Below are 15,700 nucleotides of genomic sequence, written 5' to 3' on the forward strand. Positions count from 1 at the left end.
CCCCGTATCGCCCCGCCCGGACCAGGCCCGAGCCCGGCACTCCAGCGCCGGCAGATAGGAGGCGTCGGCCCGCAGCGCCTTGCCGCACTGGCGCAGGGCCTCGCCGTACCGGCCCTGGCGCCAGGCGAGTTGGCCGAGCGCCGTGGCGACGTAGGCGACGTCGCCGGGGGCGGAGGCCGAGACCGAGCCGACCGCCCGCGAGAGCGCACGCCGGGCCCCGGCGACATCCCCGCGCAGCTCACGCACGTACGCGTACCGGGTGAAGACGGGAACGCCGGGCCGCCGGGCGTCCGCCTCGTCGGCGGCCCGCGACGCCGCGCGGTAGCGGCCCAGCTCGACCAGGGCGTCGATCCGTGAGGCCAACGCACCCTGGTTGTACGGGTTTTCGGCGAGCGCGGACTCCGCGTGCCGCAGGGCTCCCTTGAAGTCGTGCCGGGCGGCGGCAAGCGCCGCACGCCCGGCCAGGGCGGCGTCGTTGCGGGGCCGCAGCTCCAGGGACCGGTCGAGCGCGCGGTCCGCCTCGCGGTACCGCGAGGGGTCACCTCCGGTGCGGGCCTGCTCGACGTAGCCGGTGCCCAGCGTCGCCCAGGAGCCGAAGTCCCTCGGCTGGGCCCGCAGATGGGCCTGAAGCGCCTCCACGCCACGGTCCAGATCGCCGCCCCGGAGCCCGTCCAGGGAGGCGCCCGGCGCGGCGACGGCCGGCGGCGGCCGGTCCCGGCCGTCGTCACCGCCGGCGACAACGGCGCCGCCGGTGATCGCGAGCGCCAGCGCGACGGCGGCGACGACGGACCGCACGGCGGGACGTGGCAGAGCCATGGCAGCAGACCTTCCAGAGAGTCGGCAGGAGCGGTGAGGACAAGAAGCAGCAAGAAGAAGAGGGAGAGGGCGCGGTCCGCAGGGGGGATGAGATGCGGACCGCGCCGGCTTTGAGGGGACTCACCCGGCGGGGGGCTCCCCTACGGGACGGAGACCCGTAGGGAAACTCACCCCCGCGGGGTTCACCCCTGCGGGGATTCCCTCACCCCGCGGCTCCAGATGCGCCCCGCCTGCGCCACCACAGGAGCCCGAGCCCCACGAGCAGCGCCCCGGCCGCCCCCGCGGCCCCGGAGGCGATGAGCACGGCATCGGTGTCGTCGCCGCCACCGGACACGGAACGGCCGGGCACGGCACCGCCGTTCAGCGCGTCACGTGCCGCGCTGTCGCCCGAACCGCCCTTGGCCAGCGGCCCACGGGACCCGGCCGTGGGCAGCGCCACGTACGGGAAGGTTCCGCCGAACGTCTGCTCGTTGGCGTCCACCGCGTCGCCCAAGTCGTTCTTGTTGCCGACGAGTTCGCCCTCGACGGCCTGCAACTCGATGTCGATGACGTCATCGGTGAGCCGCCGCCCGTTCGGGAACCCGGCGTTGTCGCCGTCGAGCACACCGAGCCGCTTCGGATCGGCGGCGGGCTTGATCGACGTGTTGAGCCGCAGCGCCTCGGCCGGCCGCACACCCGGCGGCTGGTTGAGGCCCTTCACGCCGGTCAGGAAGACCGACACGAGGTCGTCGCGGGGCTCCGCCGGAGCCTTCAGGCCGTAGATCTTCTGCAGGACCTTGGGCAGTTCGGGGTTGGTGACGTACTTGAGGAACTGCTTGTCGTCCCAGGGCGAGGACGCGTTGAACTTGTCCTTGTCCTTCCTCGGCACGACGACCTCGTTCACCAGCGGGTTGCCCATCCGCGAGACCTGCGTCCACTTGCCGCTCGCGTTCTTGCGCTGGGTCGTCGACCAGACGCCGACGACGGGCTGCTTCTCCGACTGCCGGAGCTCCGCGGTCGGCACCTGAAGGGCGATGGTGTTCACGTTGTAGCCCTTGAGCGTGTCCCGCCCGACCTCGGAGAGATTGCCCCCGTACGCCAGGTCGAAGACCCGGAGGTCCGCGAAGAACGGGTCGTCGGCCTGCCCCGCGTACGTCGAACCGCCGCCCTTGGTCTTGCGTACGGCTTGGTCGCGCAGCTTCTTGTAGTTCGGCATCGACGCCTTGCCGACGTGCGAGGGCGCCGCGGGCACGTCGTCGGCGAGCTTCGTCGTCGACGTGACCTTCTGGTCCTTCAGCTTGATCAGGTCCAGGTCGTAGGTCTGCGTGACGTTCAGATCGGGATCGTCGAGGCTCGTCACGGGACCGGTGTTGTAGAGGAACGTGTCGCCGTTCTTGGTCTTGGTGTCGAACGTCCACCGGTACAGCAGATCGCCCTGCGCGTCGCCGTCGCTGTCGACGTGCACGTCGTACTGCGCGTCGTCCGCGAACGGATAGAAGGTGGGACCGCCCGCGGGCTCCTCGAAGGGGAGCCAGTTCGCCACGATCGTCGTCGTGTCGGGCCGGTCGGGGCTGACGAACGCGTACACGTCCGTGTTGTCGTACTGGGGCTGTCCCGAGATCAGCGGGGCCTCCCGGTGGCTGGCGGCGTCGGCCGCCCCCGGTTCGAGTGCGGTCACGCCGGCGGCTGCGAGCCCCCCGGCGGCCAGCGCGCCACAGACAAGCGCGGCGAGGCCGCGCTTGTCGCGACGCCCCGTACGGCTTCTGGCGATAGCTGTCATCGCGTCCGTCCTTACCTTCCTTCGCGCGACCCGGCGCGCGGTGCGCGGGAGCCGCCTGACGAACGCCATTCGGGGCGAAGGGTCCGGCGGATTGGCCTCTTCCCCAATCCGGTCCCATCTCTCGCCCCGAAGACCGGGCGACCGGACAATGAGCCCCGCGCGCAGGAGGGGCCCGGACAAGGGGGACACCGCATGGACGCCGACGCACTGCTCCCGCTGGTCGCGCAGGGCGACCAGCAGGCGTTCGAGAAGCTCTACGGCCTGGTGTCCGGGCCGGTGTACGGGATGGTGCGCAGGGTGCTGCGGGACCCGGCGCAGTCCGAGGAAGTGGTCCAGGAGGTGCTGCTCGAACTGTGGCGCACGGCGGCCCGCTTCGACCCCGCGCGCGGCAGCGCCCTCGCCTGGATCCTCACCCTCGCCCACCGCAGGGCGGTGGACCGGGTGCGCAGCGCCCGCGCGGCGAGCGACCGCGAACAGCGCGTGGCCGGGCGCGCCGAGGTCCCCGCCTTCGACCACGTGGCCGAGGAGGTCGAGGGCACCCTGGAGCGCGAATGGGTGCGCCGCTGCCTGCGGCGCCTGACGGACCTTCAGCGCCAGGCCGTGACGCTCGCCTATTACGACGGCTACACGTACCGCGAGGTGGCCCGGCGGCTCTCCGTCCCGCTCGGCACCGTCAAGACGCGGATGCGGGACGGGCTGCTGCGGCTGCGCGACTGCCTGGGCGCCGCCACGGGAGGTGCGGCATGAAGTGGCCGCCCGGAGGACACATCGCGTGGCTGCCGCGCAGGCCCGTGCACTCGCTGGCCGTCCCCTACGCCCTGGACGCCCTCGAACCCCGCGAACTGCGCCGCTTCGAGCGGCACCTGGCCCGCTGCGGCCGCTGCCAGGAGGAGACCAGGCTGCTGACCGAGGGCGCCGTGCGGCTCGCGGGCGCCGCCTCGACTCCGCCGCCGCCCGCCCTGCTCGACCGGGTCATGACCGCCGTACGCACGACGGAGCAGGAGCCGCGGACGCAGGCGCCCGTCGCCGCGAGCGCGCCCCCACGTACGCGTGCGCTTCTGGTTCCGCTCGCCGCCGCCGTGCTCGCCCTGGTCGCCTGCGCGGTCCTCGCGGTCCAGCTCGCCCGGACCGACGACCGGCTCGACCGCGAGCGGGCCGCCGCACGTGAGATCGCCCACGTCCTGGCCGCGCCCGACGCCCGGGCCACGGGCGAGCAGGACGCAGGGGGGCGCGGCATCAACGTCGTCGCGTCGGAGTCCAGGCGGCGCGCCGTGGTGACCGTCACGGGCCTTGAGGGGCCGCCACGGGGCCGTGTGCACCAACTGTGGCTGATGCGCCCCGCGTCGGAGCCCCGCTCGCTGGGTCTGCTCGAGGGCGAAACGCCCGTGCTCGCCACCGGGCTGAGTGCTTCCGCTTCCTCACTCGCTGTCACCACCGAGCCCGATGGAGGCTCAGATCGGCCCACTTCTGACCCTCTTGTCCAACTCGCCCTGGAATCAGTTGGATTCGGAGAGTAATCGTCAACCTCCTTGTGCAGAAGGTGAATCCTGCGACCGGGATACATGAGTGTCACGACGGGGCGATAGGGTTAACCTGCCCTGGGCCGGGTGCCCTCGTACGGGTGGGGAGTGACATGGAACAGATAACGGTGCGCAGCAGGGCGCGTGTCCCTGCGATCACTTGCGGGAGCAGCGCGACCAGCTCTCGTCTCGACCGCCATCTCGCGGTGCTGGGCGGCCCTGCCGTTCCGCAGCGCGAGTCGCACGAGGCGACGCTGCTGATGCGTGAGCTGACCTCGCGGAGTGCCGCGCACGACCGCAGTGCGCGCGGTGCGCGTGTGCGGCGGGTTTCCCTTTTTGCTCCGCTGCGCAGGTTGCGGCGGTCGCTTTTCGGGGGTCGTTGACCACGGGTGGTCGGGGGTCTGACCGCCGCTCCACGGCGGGTTGCTCCCACCCACCCGCTCCTCACTCCACTTCACGTAACACCCGTGTCATGCGCACCTGTTGACGCCGCAACGATTCAGTCGCACTGTTGCTGATCGATTGGCCGATACACCCAACCTCACCCCCGGAGGTGCGCGTGTGTGACCTGCATGATCAGCATGAGCATGAAGCACTCCCCGCGAGCGGCCCGCCGTTGAGCCGGCGCCGCATCATGCAACTGCTCGGCGCGGCCGGTGTGACCGGCGCCGTCATGACGGCCGAAGCCGACCCGGCGATGGCCGCGAGCGCCGACGACAGCCCCGCCGCCTATGAAGCGCCCGAGAACCTCGCGGCCGACACCCCCGCCAAGCGCACCGCGCTCGACTGGATCACCTCCCACGACGACCGGATCACCGGTCTGAACGCCGAGATCTGGGACAACGCCGAGCTGTCCCTGCGCGAGTGGAAGTCCTCGCTCGCCGAGGCCGATTTCCTCGAACAGGCCGGATTCGACGTCCAGTTCGGCACGGCCGGATTCCCCACCGCGTTCACGGCGACCTTCTCGCACGGCAGCGGCGGCCCCGTCATCGGCTTCAGCGGCGAGTACGACGCGCTGCCCGGTCTCTCGCAGAACAAGGGCGTCGGCCACCACGATCCACGCGAGTACGTCCACGACCCCTTCGCACCCAGCTACGGCCCCGGCCACGGCTGCGGCCACAGCGCGCTCGGCACGGCGGCGGCCGCCGCGGCCGCCGCCGTCGCCCAGGCGGCCAAGCGGCACAAGCTGCCCGTCACCGTGAAGTTCTTCGGCTCCACCGCCGAGGAGGCACTGATCGGCAAGACGTACGCCGTCAGCAAGGGCGTGTACGACGGCCTCGACGCGTTCCTGGACTGGCACCCCTCGACGGCCAACGCGACCGGCTGGGGCACGACCACCGCGATGACCGCCGTCACCTTCACCTTCCTCGGCGTGGCAGGGCACGGCGGCACCCCGCTGGGCAACAAGTCCGCGCTCGACGCCGCCGTGATGATGGCGACGATGTCGGAGTTCCTGCGCGAGGAGAACCTCGCACCGAGCGGCCGGCTCCACTGGGTGATCAACAACGGCGGTGACATCCCGAACGTCACCCCGGAGATCGCCGAGATCAGCTACTACGTACGCGAGGGAAGCCCCGCCCGCGTCCGGGTGCTCCTCGACAAGGTGGTCGCCGTCTCGGAGGCGGCCGCGAAGGCGTCCCAGACCTCGGTCCGGCACCGTGTCACCTCGGCCTGCTGGAACCAACTCCCCGCCAAATCCTTCGCCGAGCTCCTGCACGCGAACATGAAGGAGATAGGCCCGCCGCAATTCACCGACGAGGCCCACGAGTTGGCGAAGGAACTCCAGGAGTCCCTGGGTCTTCCGCAGCGGGGCATGCACGACAAGATCGGTGAACTCACCCCGCCCAACCCGGTGTTCATGGGCGGCGGCTCGACGGATGTCGCGGACATCAGCTGGAACGTGCCCACCGTATCGATGGGGGCCGCGCTCGCCCCCATCGGCACCAAGATGCACACCTGGTCCACCGCGGCCTGCGCGGCCGCGGCGCCAGGCCAGGCGGCAGTGATCGCCGCCGCGAAGTATCTGGCGGCGACGGCGGTCGACCTGATCACCCGGCCCGAACGCCTCAAGGCGGTCAAGGACGAGTTCAAGGAGCGTACGAAGGGCGTCAGTTGGAAGACCGCGCTGCCGGACGGCTATGAGCCGCCGATGTACGAACCCCCCGCGTGGTTCCTGAAGAAGACGGGCCAGAAGTGGCCGCCGTCGAACATCACCTGGCCGCCGAAGCGCGTGGTGTCCCAGGAGAAGTTCTCCTCGCTGGGGCCGGAGCTCGAACCCCAGAAGTAGCCCGCCCCGACGGCGAGTTCGGCCGTCCGCTCACCGTCCCCCGCGCGTGTACCGGCGGACGGCGAGCGGCACGCACACGGCGAGCAGCACCGCGCACCACAGGACCGACCCGGCCACGGGATGCGTCACCGGCCAGGCGGCGTCCGTCGGAACGGGCGTGTTGCCGAACAGGTCCCGCACCGCCGTCGCCACCGCGCTGATCGGGTTCCACTCGGCCGCGGTGCGCAGCCATCCCGGGAGCCCGTCGGTGGGGATGTACGCGTTCGAGAGCAGCGGCAGCATGAACGTCGCGCCGCCCAGCTGTCCCGCCGCCTCCTCGCTCTGCGAGGCGAGTCCGAGCAGGATGCCGATCCAGGTCGCCGTGAACCGGAAGAGCAGCAAGAGGCCGAAGGCGCCCAGGGCTTGCGGCGCACCGCCCTCGATCCGCCACCCCATCGCGAGCCCGACGAGCATCAGCGGCACAAGCCCCACGGCGGTGGTCAGCAGATCGGCGACGGCCTGCCCGAGCGGAACCGCCGAGCGGCTCATCGGCAGCGTACGGAAGCGGTCCATCACGCCGCGGTGCGAGTCCTGGGCGGCGGTGAACATGCCGGTCATGATCCCGTTCGCGGCGGTCGCGACGATCATCCCGGGCACGAGGAAGGCGCGGTAGTCGGATCCGGGCATGGCGAGGGCGCTGCCGAAGACGTACCCGAAGAAGAGCAGGAAGACGATGGGCATCGTCTGCGTCATGATCAGAATGGCGGGGGCGTGCTTGATGCGCTGCAGGTGCCGGCCGAGGACGGCACCGCTGTCGTAGACGACTTCACTCACTGGTCGACCTCTCGTTTGGCAGAGTCAGGAAACACGAGCGACGAGCCGCAGAAAGACCTCGTCGAGCGTCGGCGCCCGCAACGTCGCATCGACAATCGGCACCCCCGCCAAGTCCAACTCCCGTACAAGGCGCGGCAACGTGACCGAGGGATCGAGAACAACAGCCCCGGCGGTCAGCCGCCCCGCGTCGAGGACCGGCTCGGCCCCGGTCAGCTGATCCAGCACGATCGCGGCCGCGGGCACCGCGGCCTCCTCGGCGACGACAACCTCCGCGTAACTCCCGATCTGCCCCTTCAGCGCCGCGGGCGTACCGCGCTGTGCCACCCGCCCCCCGTCGATCAGCACGACCTCGTCGGCGAGCTGATCGGCCTCCTCCAGATACTGCGTGGTGAGCAGCACCGTCGTCCCCTCGGCGGCCAACTCCCGCACGGCGTCCCAGATGCCGTTACGGCTGTGCGGATCGAGCCCGGTGGTGGGCTCGTCGAGAAACAGCACGCGGGGGCGCACGATCAGACTCGCCGCGAGGTCAAGGCGCCGCCGCATGCCGCCGGAGTACGTCCGCGCGGGGCGATCGGCGGCCTCGGCGAGCCCGAAGCGCTCAAGGAGCTCGTCGCCCCGCGCCCGCGGAACCCGCAGGAGGCGCGCGAAGAGCCGCAGGTTCTCGCGCCCGGTCAGATCGCCGTCGACCGACGCGTACTGCCCGGTCACCCCGATCACCCGCCGCACGGCAGCGGCCTCCCGCACCACGTCGTGCCCCGCGACCAGGGCCGTGCCGGCGTCCGGCGACTGGAGCGTGGTCAGCACCCGTACCGCGGTCGTCTTGCCGGCCCCGTTCGGGCCGAGCAGCCCGCAGACCGTGCCCTCGGGGACGGCGAGGTCGAGGCCCCGCAAGGCATGGACGTCCCCGAACCGCTTCTCCAGACCTTCACTAAGTACAGCGTACGTAGAAGTCATGCGGCCACCGTACCCCACTACGTACGCTGTACGTAACTAACATGGGGAGCGAGGTGATGATCAATGGCGGGCCGAGCGGCCGAACCGGAAGTGATCTGGGCGCGCCCCGAGCGTGCGGGCCGCGGCCCGAAACCCGCGTACAGCAGGGCGGACATCGCCGCGGCGGCGGTCCGCATCGCCGACGCGGACGGCATCGACGCGGTCTCCATGCGCAGGGTGGCCGGCGAACTGGGCTGCGGCACCATGTCGCTCTACAACTATGTGCCGCGCAAGGAGGACCTGTACGAGCTGATGGTCGACGCGGTCAGCGGCGAGTACGTACTGCCCGCCGGGCCGCCGGGCAGCGACTGGCGTACGGAGATGACGGCGCTCGGCCGCCAGACGCGCGCGATCATGCACCGTCACCCCTGGCTGGCGCGGATCATGTCGACGCTCTACGGCTACAGCCCGAACGCCCTGCGCTTCCTCGAGCACTGCCTGGGCGCCCTGGAAGGGCTCGACGCCCCCTACGGCACCAAGATGGAACTGATCGGGATGCTCAACGGCTCCGTCATGACGTACGTGGCCAATGAGTGCGCCATGGCGGAACGCGCGCGGGCGCTGCCGTGGTCGCAGGAGCAGGAGCAGGCCGTGCGGTTCGCGTATCTGGCGGGGCAGGTCGGCAGCGGGGCGTATCCGCGGCTCGCCGCCATGCTGACCGAGGGGCCCCCGCCGGGGGACGCGGACGAGGTCTTCGAGCGGATGCTGAACCGGCTCTTCGACTCCTTCTCCTGACCTCTCCTGATCTCTCCTGATCTTTGCTGATCTCTCCTGATCTGTACGGATCTCTAGATCAGCGCGAACTGGCCCCCCGGCCCCTCCTCGTGATGGTCCAGGACGGATGCCGGGCGTCGTGACGCGGCCGGTACGGGCAGGATGCCCGCCTTCCCCAGCTCATCGGCGGTGATCGCCGATGAGTCGGCGAGGGAGAACCTCAACTCCCGCTGCCGGGGCTCCAGTTCATGGAGCAGCGCCAGCACGGTGATGAGTTCGAGCAGCTCTGACGTCCATGCCTGCGGCCACGTCGTCGGGCGGATCGCCTCCAGCGTGCCGGGCTCGGCGGGCTCCGTCCGGCGGGCGAACCACAGGTCGAGCACCCGCACCCCGCTCACCTCGAACTCCCACGCCTCGCGCGGCACCGGCGAGATGCGACCCCCGTCCAGGCGCAGCGCCTCCTCGTCGGCGTCGTAGGACAGCACCGACGGGCGGGCGGGCAGCGGCGCCCGTACGTAGGGCCTGCGTCCACCGGGCAGCTTCGGCCGGGGGCCGTCGCCGCGCGCCTGCAGCCGCAGGACGCGGCGGCCAAGGTCCGTGCCCCGCGCCCACACCTCGGCGTCGGAGGTCAGCGGCACCCGGCACCCGGCGGCCGACGCGTCGGCCACGGCCAGCGTCCAGGCGAGGAGATCCCCGGCGTCGACGTCGTGCCCGAGCAGGTCGGAGAGATGCCGGAGAAGGCCGGGCGCCACGTTGGGCTCGAGCCCTCCGGGGCGCCGGAACAGAGGACGGATCCTGCCCGGACGTCCGGCGGGGGAGCGGCCGTCGGGCAGCACGGCCGATGCCAGCACGGCGGGCTCCGCGGAACCGGCGACGTGACCCTGCTCCACCAGGAACAGCTGGCCCTCGCCCGCGACCCGCCACAATTCGGGCCGCGCGGCGTCGATGAGCCGGTGGTCCGGGATCAGCCACTGCTCGTCGAAGGGGCCGTGCAGGACGCGCACCGGCTCGGGGCAGCGTCCCGTCTCGTCGGCCAGCGGGCCCGTTCCGGCCCGGTGGCCGGGGAGTTGGGCGACCGAGGTGTGCAGGGTGCGCGAGCGCGACGGGGAGAGCAGCCGGTCGCGCCCCGCGCCGTCCGCGCGTACGAACGCGTCCCAACGGGCCCTGAGGGATGCGGCGTCCGGCCCCATCGGCCACCCCCGGCCGGTCCGGAGGGGCGCGACGGACCACGGCATCAGGTCGGCGAGCAGCGGCGCTTCGTCGTGCGTCACGCCCGGCATCGTACGACGTCGGATGCGGGCGCCATCAGGTGGCGTCGAGGGTGACCGTGAAGGAGAAGCGGTCGCCGCGATAGTGGATGCGGGCCACGTCCAGGGCGTGCCCGTCCTCGTCGTACGTGATGCCCGTGTAGTGCAGGATCGGGCTGAGCAGCGGCACTTGGAGGAGGCGGGCCGTCTCCGGGTCGGCGAGCGTGGCCTCGACGGTGTCGGTGATCCTGCTGATCCGGACGCCCACCACGTCGCGCAGGACCTTCGTCATGGGCCAGCGCGCCAGATCGTCGAGCTCGACCCGCTCGGCCAGCTCGGGGCGGATGAAGTTATGGGCGTGATTGGTCGGTTCGCCCGTCTTCTCGTCGCTGCGCAGACGGTGGTACGTCGTCACCTCGGCGACATCGGGGAAGTACTCGGCGAGCTCGGCGGAGACCGGCGCCGTGCCGTGCGACAGGAGTTCGGTGCTCATGCCCGACTGCTGGGCCACGATCGCGTCGACCGAGCCGAGCAGCCGGACGGGAGAGCCCCGCCGGACGCTCGGCTCGATGAACGTGCCGCGCCGCCGGTGCCGGGTGATCAGACCCTCGTCCTCCAGCTCCTTGAGGGCCTGGCGCATGGTGAGCACGCTCACGCCGTAGTGCCCCGCGAGCTGCTCCTCGGTGGGCAGCCTCAGCGGGGCGTCCGGCGTGCGGCCGAGTATCGAGGCGCGCAGGGACTGCGACACCTGATACCAGAGAGGCAGCTTGCGATTCAGGACGATCGAGTCCGGGGCGAAGGCGGTCACGGTCTCTCCGAATCAGTCCGAGTCAGTCCGCGTCGGCGCGGGTCAGTGTGTGTCAGTGTGTGTCAGTTTCGAAAATGGCGCTCCAGACCCTGCCACACATCGTCGTACCCGCGCTGCAGGTGGGACGCCTGAGCTGCCTGTTCCGTGGCTGTCACCGGCCAGCGCGTCTCGAACATGAAGGCAAGGCCGTCGTCGATCTTCTGCGGCTTCAGGTCGGCGGCCGACGCCTTGTCGAAGGTCTCGCGGTCGGGTCCGTGCGCCGACATCATGTTGTGCAGCGAGCCGCCGCCCGGCACGAAGCCCTCGGCCTTCGCGTCGTACGCACCCTCGATCAGGCCCATGTACTCGCTCATCACGTTCCGGTGGAAGTACGGCGGCCGGAAGGTGTTCTCGCCCACCAGCCAGCGCGGCGCGAACACGACGAAGTCGACGCCCGCGAGGCCCGGGGTGTCCGACGGCGAGGTCAGCACGGTGAAGATCGACGGGTCCGGGTGGTCATAGCTGATCGAGCCGATCACATTGAAGCGGTGCAGGTCATAGACGTACGGAACGTGATTGCCGTGCCAGGCGACCACGTCGAGGGGCGAGTGGTCGTAGGCCGCGCGCCACAGGTTGCCGCAGAACTTGTTCACCACCTCCACCGGGCGCTCGACATCTTCGTACGCGGCGACCGGCGCCCTGAAGTCCCGTGCGTTCGCCAGGCCGTTGGCGCCGATCGGGCCGAGGTCGGGGAGCTGGAAGGGCGCGCCGTAGTTCTCGCACACATACCCCCGCGCACTCTCGTCGAGCAGCTCCACGCGGAAGCGGACGCCCCGCGGGATCAGCGCGACCTCGCCGGGCTCCGCGTGAAGGAGCCCGAACTCGGTGCGAAGGAGCAGCCCGCCCCGCTCGGGCACGATGAGCAGCTCGCCGTCCGCGTCGCTGAACACCCGGTCCGTCATGGAGGAGTTGGCGTGGTAGAGGTGAATGCCCATGCCGGTGCGCTGTGTCACGTCGCCGTTGCCGCCGAGCGTCCACAGGCCCGCCAGGAAGTCCGTGCCGGGCGCCGGCTCCGGGAGCGGGTTCCAGCGCAGGCGGTTCGGGTCGGGCGCCGACTCGGTGAAGGGCGCCGTGCGGATGCCGCCGTTGTCGACGCGCGTGAACCGCGGATGCGCCGCAGAGGGACGGATGCGGTAGAGCCACGAGCGCCGGTTGTGCGCGCGGGGCTCGGTGAAGGCCGTGCCGCTCAGCTGCTCCGCGTAAAGACCGAGCGGCGCGCGCTGCGGTGAATTGCGGCCGTGCGGCAGTGCGCCTGGCACTGCCTCGGAGCTGTGTTCGTTGCCGAAGCCGGAGAGATAGGCCAGCCCTTCGGCGGTCTTCCGTGCGTCGGTGGTGTGATCCCCGCTCATCATCGCTCCCTCGTCAATGATTCCTATGGGACACCGTAGGATTCACCTTTTCCTTCCGCAAGGGGAAGCGCCGGATGTGAGCGGTGCTCTACTCTCCCGGGATGCCCCACCGGAACCCGCCCACAGAACCGCTGCCGACCGGCCCCCTGCGCCGCACGCCCGTGCAACAGCGCAGCGCGGAGCGCCTGACCCGGATCCTCGACGCCTGCGCCGACCTCCTGGACGAGGTCGGCTACGAAGACCTCAGCACCCGCGCCGTCGCCCAGCGAGCGGACGTCCCGATCGGCTCCGTCTACCGCTTCTTCGGCAACAAACGGGCCATGGCGGACGCCCTGGCCCACCGCAACCTCGACCTGTACGGAGAGCGCGTCGCGGCCCGCGTCACCGGCGTCGAGCGCGGCGACTGGCGCGGCGCCGTCGACGCCGCCTTCGACGAGTACCTCGCCATGAAGCGCACCGTCCCCGGCTTCGGCCGGGTCGACTTCGGCATCCCCTCGGCCCCCGACGCGATGCCCGACGCCAACTCCGACGTCGCCGAACGCGTGGCCGCGCTGCTGGCCGACCACCTCGACCGCCCGCTCGACGCACGGCTGCGCCGCACCGTGCTCGTGGGGGTGGAAGCAGTCGACGCGGTCCTCCAGCTCGCGTTCCGCGTCGACCCGGCGGGCGACCCGGCCCTCATCGACGAGACCCGGACGCTGCTGCACGCGTACTTCGCCGGGTCCCTGGACCCATCAACTCGTTGACCTGGAGTTTTGCGCTTATTGCTCGCGCGTCAACATCTTGTTAACGCTCAATTGCGAGTCCTAACGTCATCCGGACCGCCAGACCTGGTGGGAGTTCGATGGTGAACGTTAGGTAGCCCACATGCTGACAATCCTCGGATTCGTCATGATCGCCACCTTCCTGGTGCTGATCATGATGAAGAAGATGTCGCCGATCGCGGCGCTGGTGCTGATCCCCGCGCTCTTCTGTGTGTTCGTAGGAAAGGGAGCCCATCTCGGGGACTACGTCCTCGAAGGCGTCGGTAATCTGGCGCCCACGGCGGCCATGCTCATGTTCGCCATCGTGTACTTCGGCGTCATGATCGACGTCGGCCTCTTCGACCCGATCGTCCGGGCCATCCTGCGCTTCTGCAAGGCGGACCCGCTGCGCATCGTCGTCGGCACCGCGCTGCTCGCCGCGATCGTCTCCCTCGACGGCGACGGCTCGACGACCTTCATGATCACGGTCTCGGCGATGTATCCGCTCTACAAGCGCCTCAAGATGAGCCTCGTCGTCATGACGGGTGTGGCGGCCACCGCCAACGGCGTCATGAACACCCTGCCCTGGGGCGGCCCGACGGCCCGTGCCGCGACCGCGCTGAAGGTCGACGCGGCCGACATCTTCGTCCCGATGATCCCGGCACTCGCCATGGGCCTGGTCGCCGTCTTCCTCCTCTCCTACGCACTGGGTCTGCGCGAGCGCAAGCGGCTCGGCATGCTCTCGCTGGACGAGGTCCTGGAGACGGAGGCGGAGAGCGAGACGGTTCTGGTGGGCGCGGGGGGCGGCACCGACGGGCGTACGTCGCTCACGAAGAAGACCACCGGTGGAGCGGGCGCCGGCACCGACGCGGACGCCACCGACGAGGACGACGGTTTCAAGGGGCTCGACCCCGACCGCGCCACCCTGCGCCCCAAGCTCTACTGGTTCAACGCGGGCCTCACCGTCCTGCTCCTGACCGCCATGATCATGGAGTGGCTGCCGATCCCGGTCCTGTTCCTGCTCGGCGCCGCGCTCGCCCTCACGGTCAACTTCCCGCACATGCCCGACCAGAAGGCCCGCATCGCCGCCCACGCGGAGAACGTCCTCAACGTCACCGGCATGGTCTTCGCGGCCGCCGTCTTCACCGGTGTCCTCCAGGGCACCGGCATGGTCGACCACATGGCCAAGTGGCTCGTCGACGCCATCCCCAGCGGCATGGGCCCGCAGATGGGCCTGGTGACCGGACTGCTCTCGCTGCCGCTCACCTACTTCATGTCGAACGACGGCTTCTACTTCGGTGTCCTGCCGGTGCTCGCCGAGGCGGGCCAGGCGCACGGCGTCAGCGCCGTCGAGATCGCCCGCGCCTCGATCGCGGGCCAGGCCCTGCACATGTCGAGCCCGCTGGTGCCCGCCGTGTACGTCCTGGTCGGCATGGCCAAGGTCGAGTTCGGCGATCACACCAAGTTCACCGTCAAATGGGCCGTGCTCACCTCGCTGGTGGTGCTCGCCTCCGGAATCCTCTTCGGCATCATCTGATGCCACCGACACCGGGCCGTGCCTGGTTGCTGCGCCTCGTCATCGCCTTCAGCTTCGCGCAGGGGGCGGTGTCGATGGCGCGTCCGGCCGTCTCCTACCGGGCCCTGTCGCTTGGCGCGGACGAGCGGGCGATCGGTGTCATCGCCGGTGTGTACGCGCTGCTCCCGCTCTTCGCGGCCGTGCCGCTGGGGCGGCGCACCGACCACGGGCGGTGCGCGCCGCTCCTTCCGGTCGGCGTCGTGCTGATCTCCGGGGGGTGCGCGCTCAGCGGTACGGCGGGGTCGCTCGGCGCGCTCGCCGCGTGGAGCGGCGTGATGGGGCTCGGGCACCTCTGCTTCGTCATCGGCGCGCAGTCGATCGTCGCGCGGCAGTCCGCGCCCGACGAACAGGACCGCAACTTCGGGCACTTCACGATCGGCGCCTCGCTGGGGCAGCTGATCGGGCCGGTCGCCGCGGGCTCCCTCATCGACGGGGACATGGGCCGCAGCAGCGCCGGCGCGCTGCTGGTCTCGGGGGCGGTCGCGGCGGTCTCCCTCACCTCGCTGTGGCGCATCGAGCACGTCAGACCGTCCGGCGGCGGCTCGATGCGGGGCGAGAAGGTGCCGGTGCTCGGCATCCTGCGCTCCCGTGGCGTGCCCGCGGGCATCTTCATCAGCCTCGCGGTGCTTTCCGCGACCGACATCCTCACTGCGTATCTGCCGGTGGTCGGCGAGCACCGGGGCATCGCGCCCGCCACGGTCGGGGTGCTGCTCTCGCTGCGGGCCGCCGCGACGATCGCCTGCCGGCTCGTCATGACGCCGCTGATCGATCTCCTGGGCCGTACGACGCTGATCGTCGTGACCTGTGCGCTGGCCGCCCTGCTGTGCGCGGGGGTCGCGCTGCCGGTGCCGGTGTGGGGGCTCGGCGTGATGCTGGCGCTCCTCGGGTTCTGCCTCGGGGTCGGCCAGCCGTTGTCGATGACGACGGTGGTCCAGGCGGCCCCCGAGGGCGCCCGGTCGACCGCGCTCGCGCTGCGGCTGACGGGGAACCGGCTCGGGCAGGTGGCCGCGCCTGCGGGGGCGGGGCTGATTGCGGG

15 protein-coding genes are annotated in these 15,700 nt (G+C 71.0%); 8 read left to right on the forward strand and 7 right to left on the reverse strand.

All coding sequences use genetic code 11. The annotated features are described in order from the left end of the window. Together E2651_RS30420 and E2651_RS30425 are read right to left on the reverse strand one after the other, a co-directional pair. Window positions 1-816 (reverse strand): tetratricopeptide repeat protein (locus tag E2651_RS30420; protein WP_348541678.1); only part of this gene is annotated, 816 nt, incomplete at its 3' end. 202 nt (window positions 817-1,018) lie between these two features. Continuing rightward, complete coding sequence (locus E2651_RS30425) at window positions 1,019-2,575, reverse strand: DUF4331 domain-containing protein (RefSeq protein WP_135334460.1); 1,557 nt, start codon at window positions 2,573-2,575, stop codon at window positions 1,019-1,021. Window positions 2,576-2,767: 192 nt separating this feature from the next. Between E2651_RS30425 and E2651_RS30430 the strand changes: the two genes are divergently transcribed. The 4 genes from E2651_RS30430 (at window position 2,768) to E2651_RS30445 (ending at window position 6,382) form a co-directional block, all read left to right on the forward strand. After that, complete coding sequence (locus E2651_RS30430; protein WP_135334461.1) at window positions 2,768-3,322, forward strand: sigma-70 family RNA polymerase sigma factor; 555 nt, start codon at window positions 2,768-2,770, stop codon at window positions 3,320-3,322. Next, window positions 3,319-4,092 carry an anti-sigma factor gene (locus tag E2651_RS30435; protein WP_135334462.1) on the forward strand — a complete coding sequence of 258 codons (774 nt, stop codon included), beginning with the start codon at window positions 3,319-3,321 and terminating at the stop codon, window positions 4,090-4,092. The genes E2651_RS30430 and E2651_RS30435 overlap by 4 nt, the downstream gene beginning before the upstream one ends. Before the next feature lie 116 nt (window positions 4,093-4,208). Further along, a complete protein-coding gene (locus E2651_RS45575; RefSeq protein ID WP_135334463.1) occupies window positions 4,209-4,478 on the forward strand; it encodes a hypothetical protein in 270 nt (89 codons plus the stop codon). A gap of 176 nt (window positions 4,479-4,654) precedes the next feature. Beyond that, the gene (locus tag E2651_RS30445; RefSeq protein WP_209446287.1) at window positions 4,655-6,382 is read left to right on the forward strand and encodes an amidohydrolase; all 1,728 of its coding nucleotides are present in this window, start codon (window positions 4,655-4,657) and stop codon (window positions 6,380-6,382) included. Between the two features lie 30 nt (window positions 6,383-6,412). Here the strand turns inward: E2651_RS30445 and E2651_RS30450 are convergent, their stop codons facing one another. Further along, window positions 6,413-7,195 carry an ABC transporter permease gene (locus E2651_RS30450; RefSeq protein WP_135334464.1) on the reverse strand — a complete coding sequence of 261 codons (783 nt, stop codon included), beginning with the start codon at window positions 7,193-7,195 and terminating at the stop codon, window positions 6,413-6,415. Window positions 7,196-7,219: 24 nt separating this feature from the next. Beyond that, entirely contained in the window at window positions 7,220-8,149 is a 930-nt protein-coding gene (locus E2651_RS30455; protein ID WP_135334465.1) for an ATP-binding cassette domain-containing protein, read from the reverse strand. 63 nt (window positions 8,150-8,212) lie between these two features. Here E2651_RS30455 and E2651_RS30460 point away from each other — a divergent pair, with 63 nt between their 5' ends. Next, a complete protein-coding gene (locus E2651_RS30460) occupies window positions 8,213-8,923 on the forward strand; it encodes a TetR/AcrR family transcriptional regulator C-terminal domain-containing protein (RefSeq protein WP_135334466.1) in 711 nt (236 codons plus the stop codon). A 53-nt stretch (window positions 8,924-8,976) separates the two neighbouring features. Here the strand turns inward: E2651_RS30460 and E2651_RS30465 are convergent, their stop codons facing one another. The 3 genes from E2651_RS30465 to hmgA form a co-directional block, all read right to left on the reverse strand. Further along, window positions 8,977-10,182, reverse strand: coding sequence for a type ISP restriction/modification enzyme (locus E2651_RS30465; RefSeq protein WP_135334467.1), 1,206 nt, complete (start codon window positions 10,180-10,182; stop codon window positions 8,977-8,979). A 25-nt stretch (window positions 10,183-10,207) separates the two neighbouring features. Further along, entirely contained in the window at window positions 10,208-10,957 is a 750-nt protein-coding gene (locus E2651_RS30470; RefSeq protein ID WP_135334468.1) for a GntR family transcriptional regulator, read from the reverse strand. Window positions 10,958-11,019: 62 nt separating this feature from the next. Further along, window positions 11,020-12,345 carry a homogentisate 1,2-dioxygenase gene (gene hmgA / locus E2651_RS30475; protein WP_135334469.1) on the reverse strand — a complete coding sequence of 442 codons (1,326 nt, stop codon included), beginning with the start codon at window positions 12,343-12,345 and terminating at the stop codon, window positions 11,020-11,022. Window positions 12,346-12,446: 101 nt separating this feature from the next. On the opposite strand from hmgA, the gene E2651_RS30480 reads away from it, so the two are divergent. From E2651_RS30480 to E2651_RS30490, 3 genes are all read left to right on the forward strand, one after another. Then, window positions 12,447-13,091, forward strand: coding sequence for a TetR/AcrR family transcriptional regulator (locus E2651_RS30480; protein WP_135334470.1), 645 nt, complete (start codon window positions 12,447-12,449; stop codon window positions 13,089-13,091). Between the two features lie 121 nt (window positions 13,092-13,212). Beyond that, window positions 13,213-14,625, forward strand: a complete 1,413-nt coding sequence (locus E2651_RS30485) for a citrate:proton symporter (RefSeq protein ID WP_135334471.1) — start codon at window positions 13,213-13,215, stop codon at window positions 14,623-14,625. Next, window positions 14,625-15,700 (forward strand): MFS transporter (locus E2651_RS30490; protein ID WP_135334472.1); only part of this gene is annotated, 1,076 nt, incomplete at its 3' end. The genes E2651_RS30485 and E2651_RS30490, both read left to right, overlap by 1 nt.

It is taken from the genome of Streptomyces sp. MZ04, assembly GCF_004684775.1.
In the GTDB taxonomy this organism is placed as follows: Bacteria; Actinomycetota; Actinomycetes; order Streptomycetales; family Streptomycetaceae; genus Streptomyces.

Coding starts and splice junctions, on each gene's coding strand:
- E2651_RS30485 (WP_135334471.1), top strand. CDS start 13,213: ATGCTGACAATCCTCGGATTCGTCATGATCGCCACCTTCCTGGTGCTG.
- E2651_RS30460 (WP_135334466.1), top strand. CDS start 8,213: ATGGCGGGCCGAGCGGCCGAACCGGAAGTGATCTGGGCGCGCCCCGAG.
- hmgA (WP_135334469.1), bottom strand. CDS start 12,345: ATGAGCGGGGATCACACCACCGACGCACGGAAGACCGCCGAAGGGCTG.
- E2651_RS30465 (WP_135334467.1), bottom strand. CDS start 10,182: ATGCCGGGCGTGACGCACGACGAAGCGCCGCTGCTCGCCGACCTGATG.
- E2651_RS30430 (WP_135334461.1), top strand. CDS start 2,768: ATGGACGCCGACGCACTGCTCCCGCTGGTCGCGCAGGGCGACCAGCAG.
- E2651_RS30435 (WP_135334462.1), top strand. CDS start 3,319: ATGAAGTGGCCGCCCGGAGGACACATCGCGTGGCTGCCGCGCAGGCCC.
- E2651_RS30480 (WP_135334470.1), top strand. CDS start 12,447: ATGCCCCACCGGAACCCGCCCACAGAACCGCTGCCGACCGGCCCCCTG.
- E2651_RS45575 (WP_135334463.1), top strand. CDS start 4,209: ATGGAACAGATAACGGTGCGCAGCAGGGCGCGTGTCCCTGCGATCACT.
- E2651_RS30425 (WP_135334460.1), bottom strand. CDS start 2,575: ATGACAGCTATCGCCAGAAGCCGTACGGGGCGTCGCGACAAGCGCGGC.
- E2651_RS30455 (WP_135334465.1), bottom strand. CDS start 8,149: ATGACTTCTACGTACGCTGTACTTAGTGAAGGTCTGGAGAAGCGGTTC.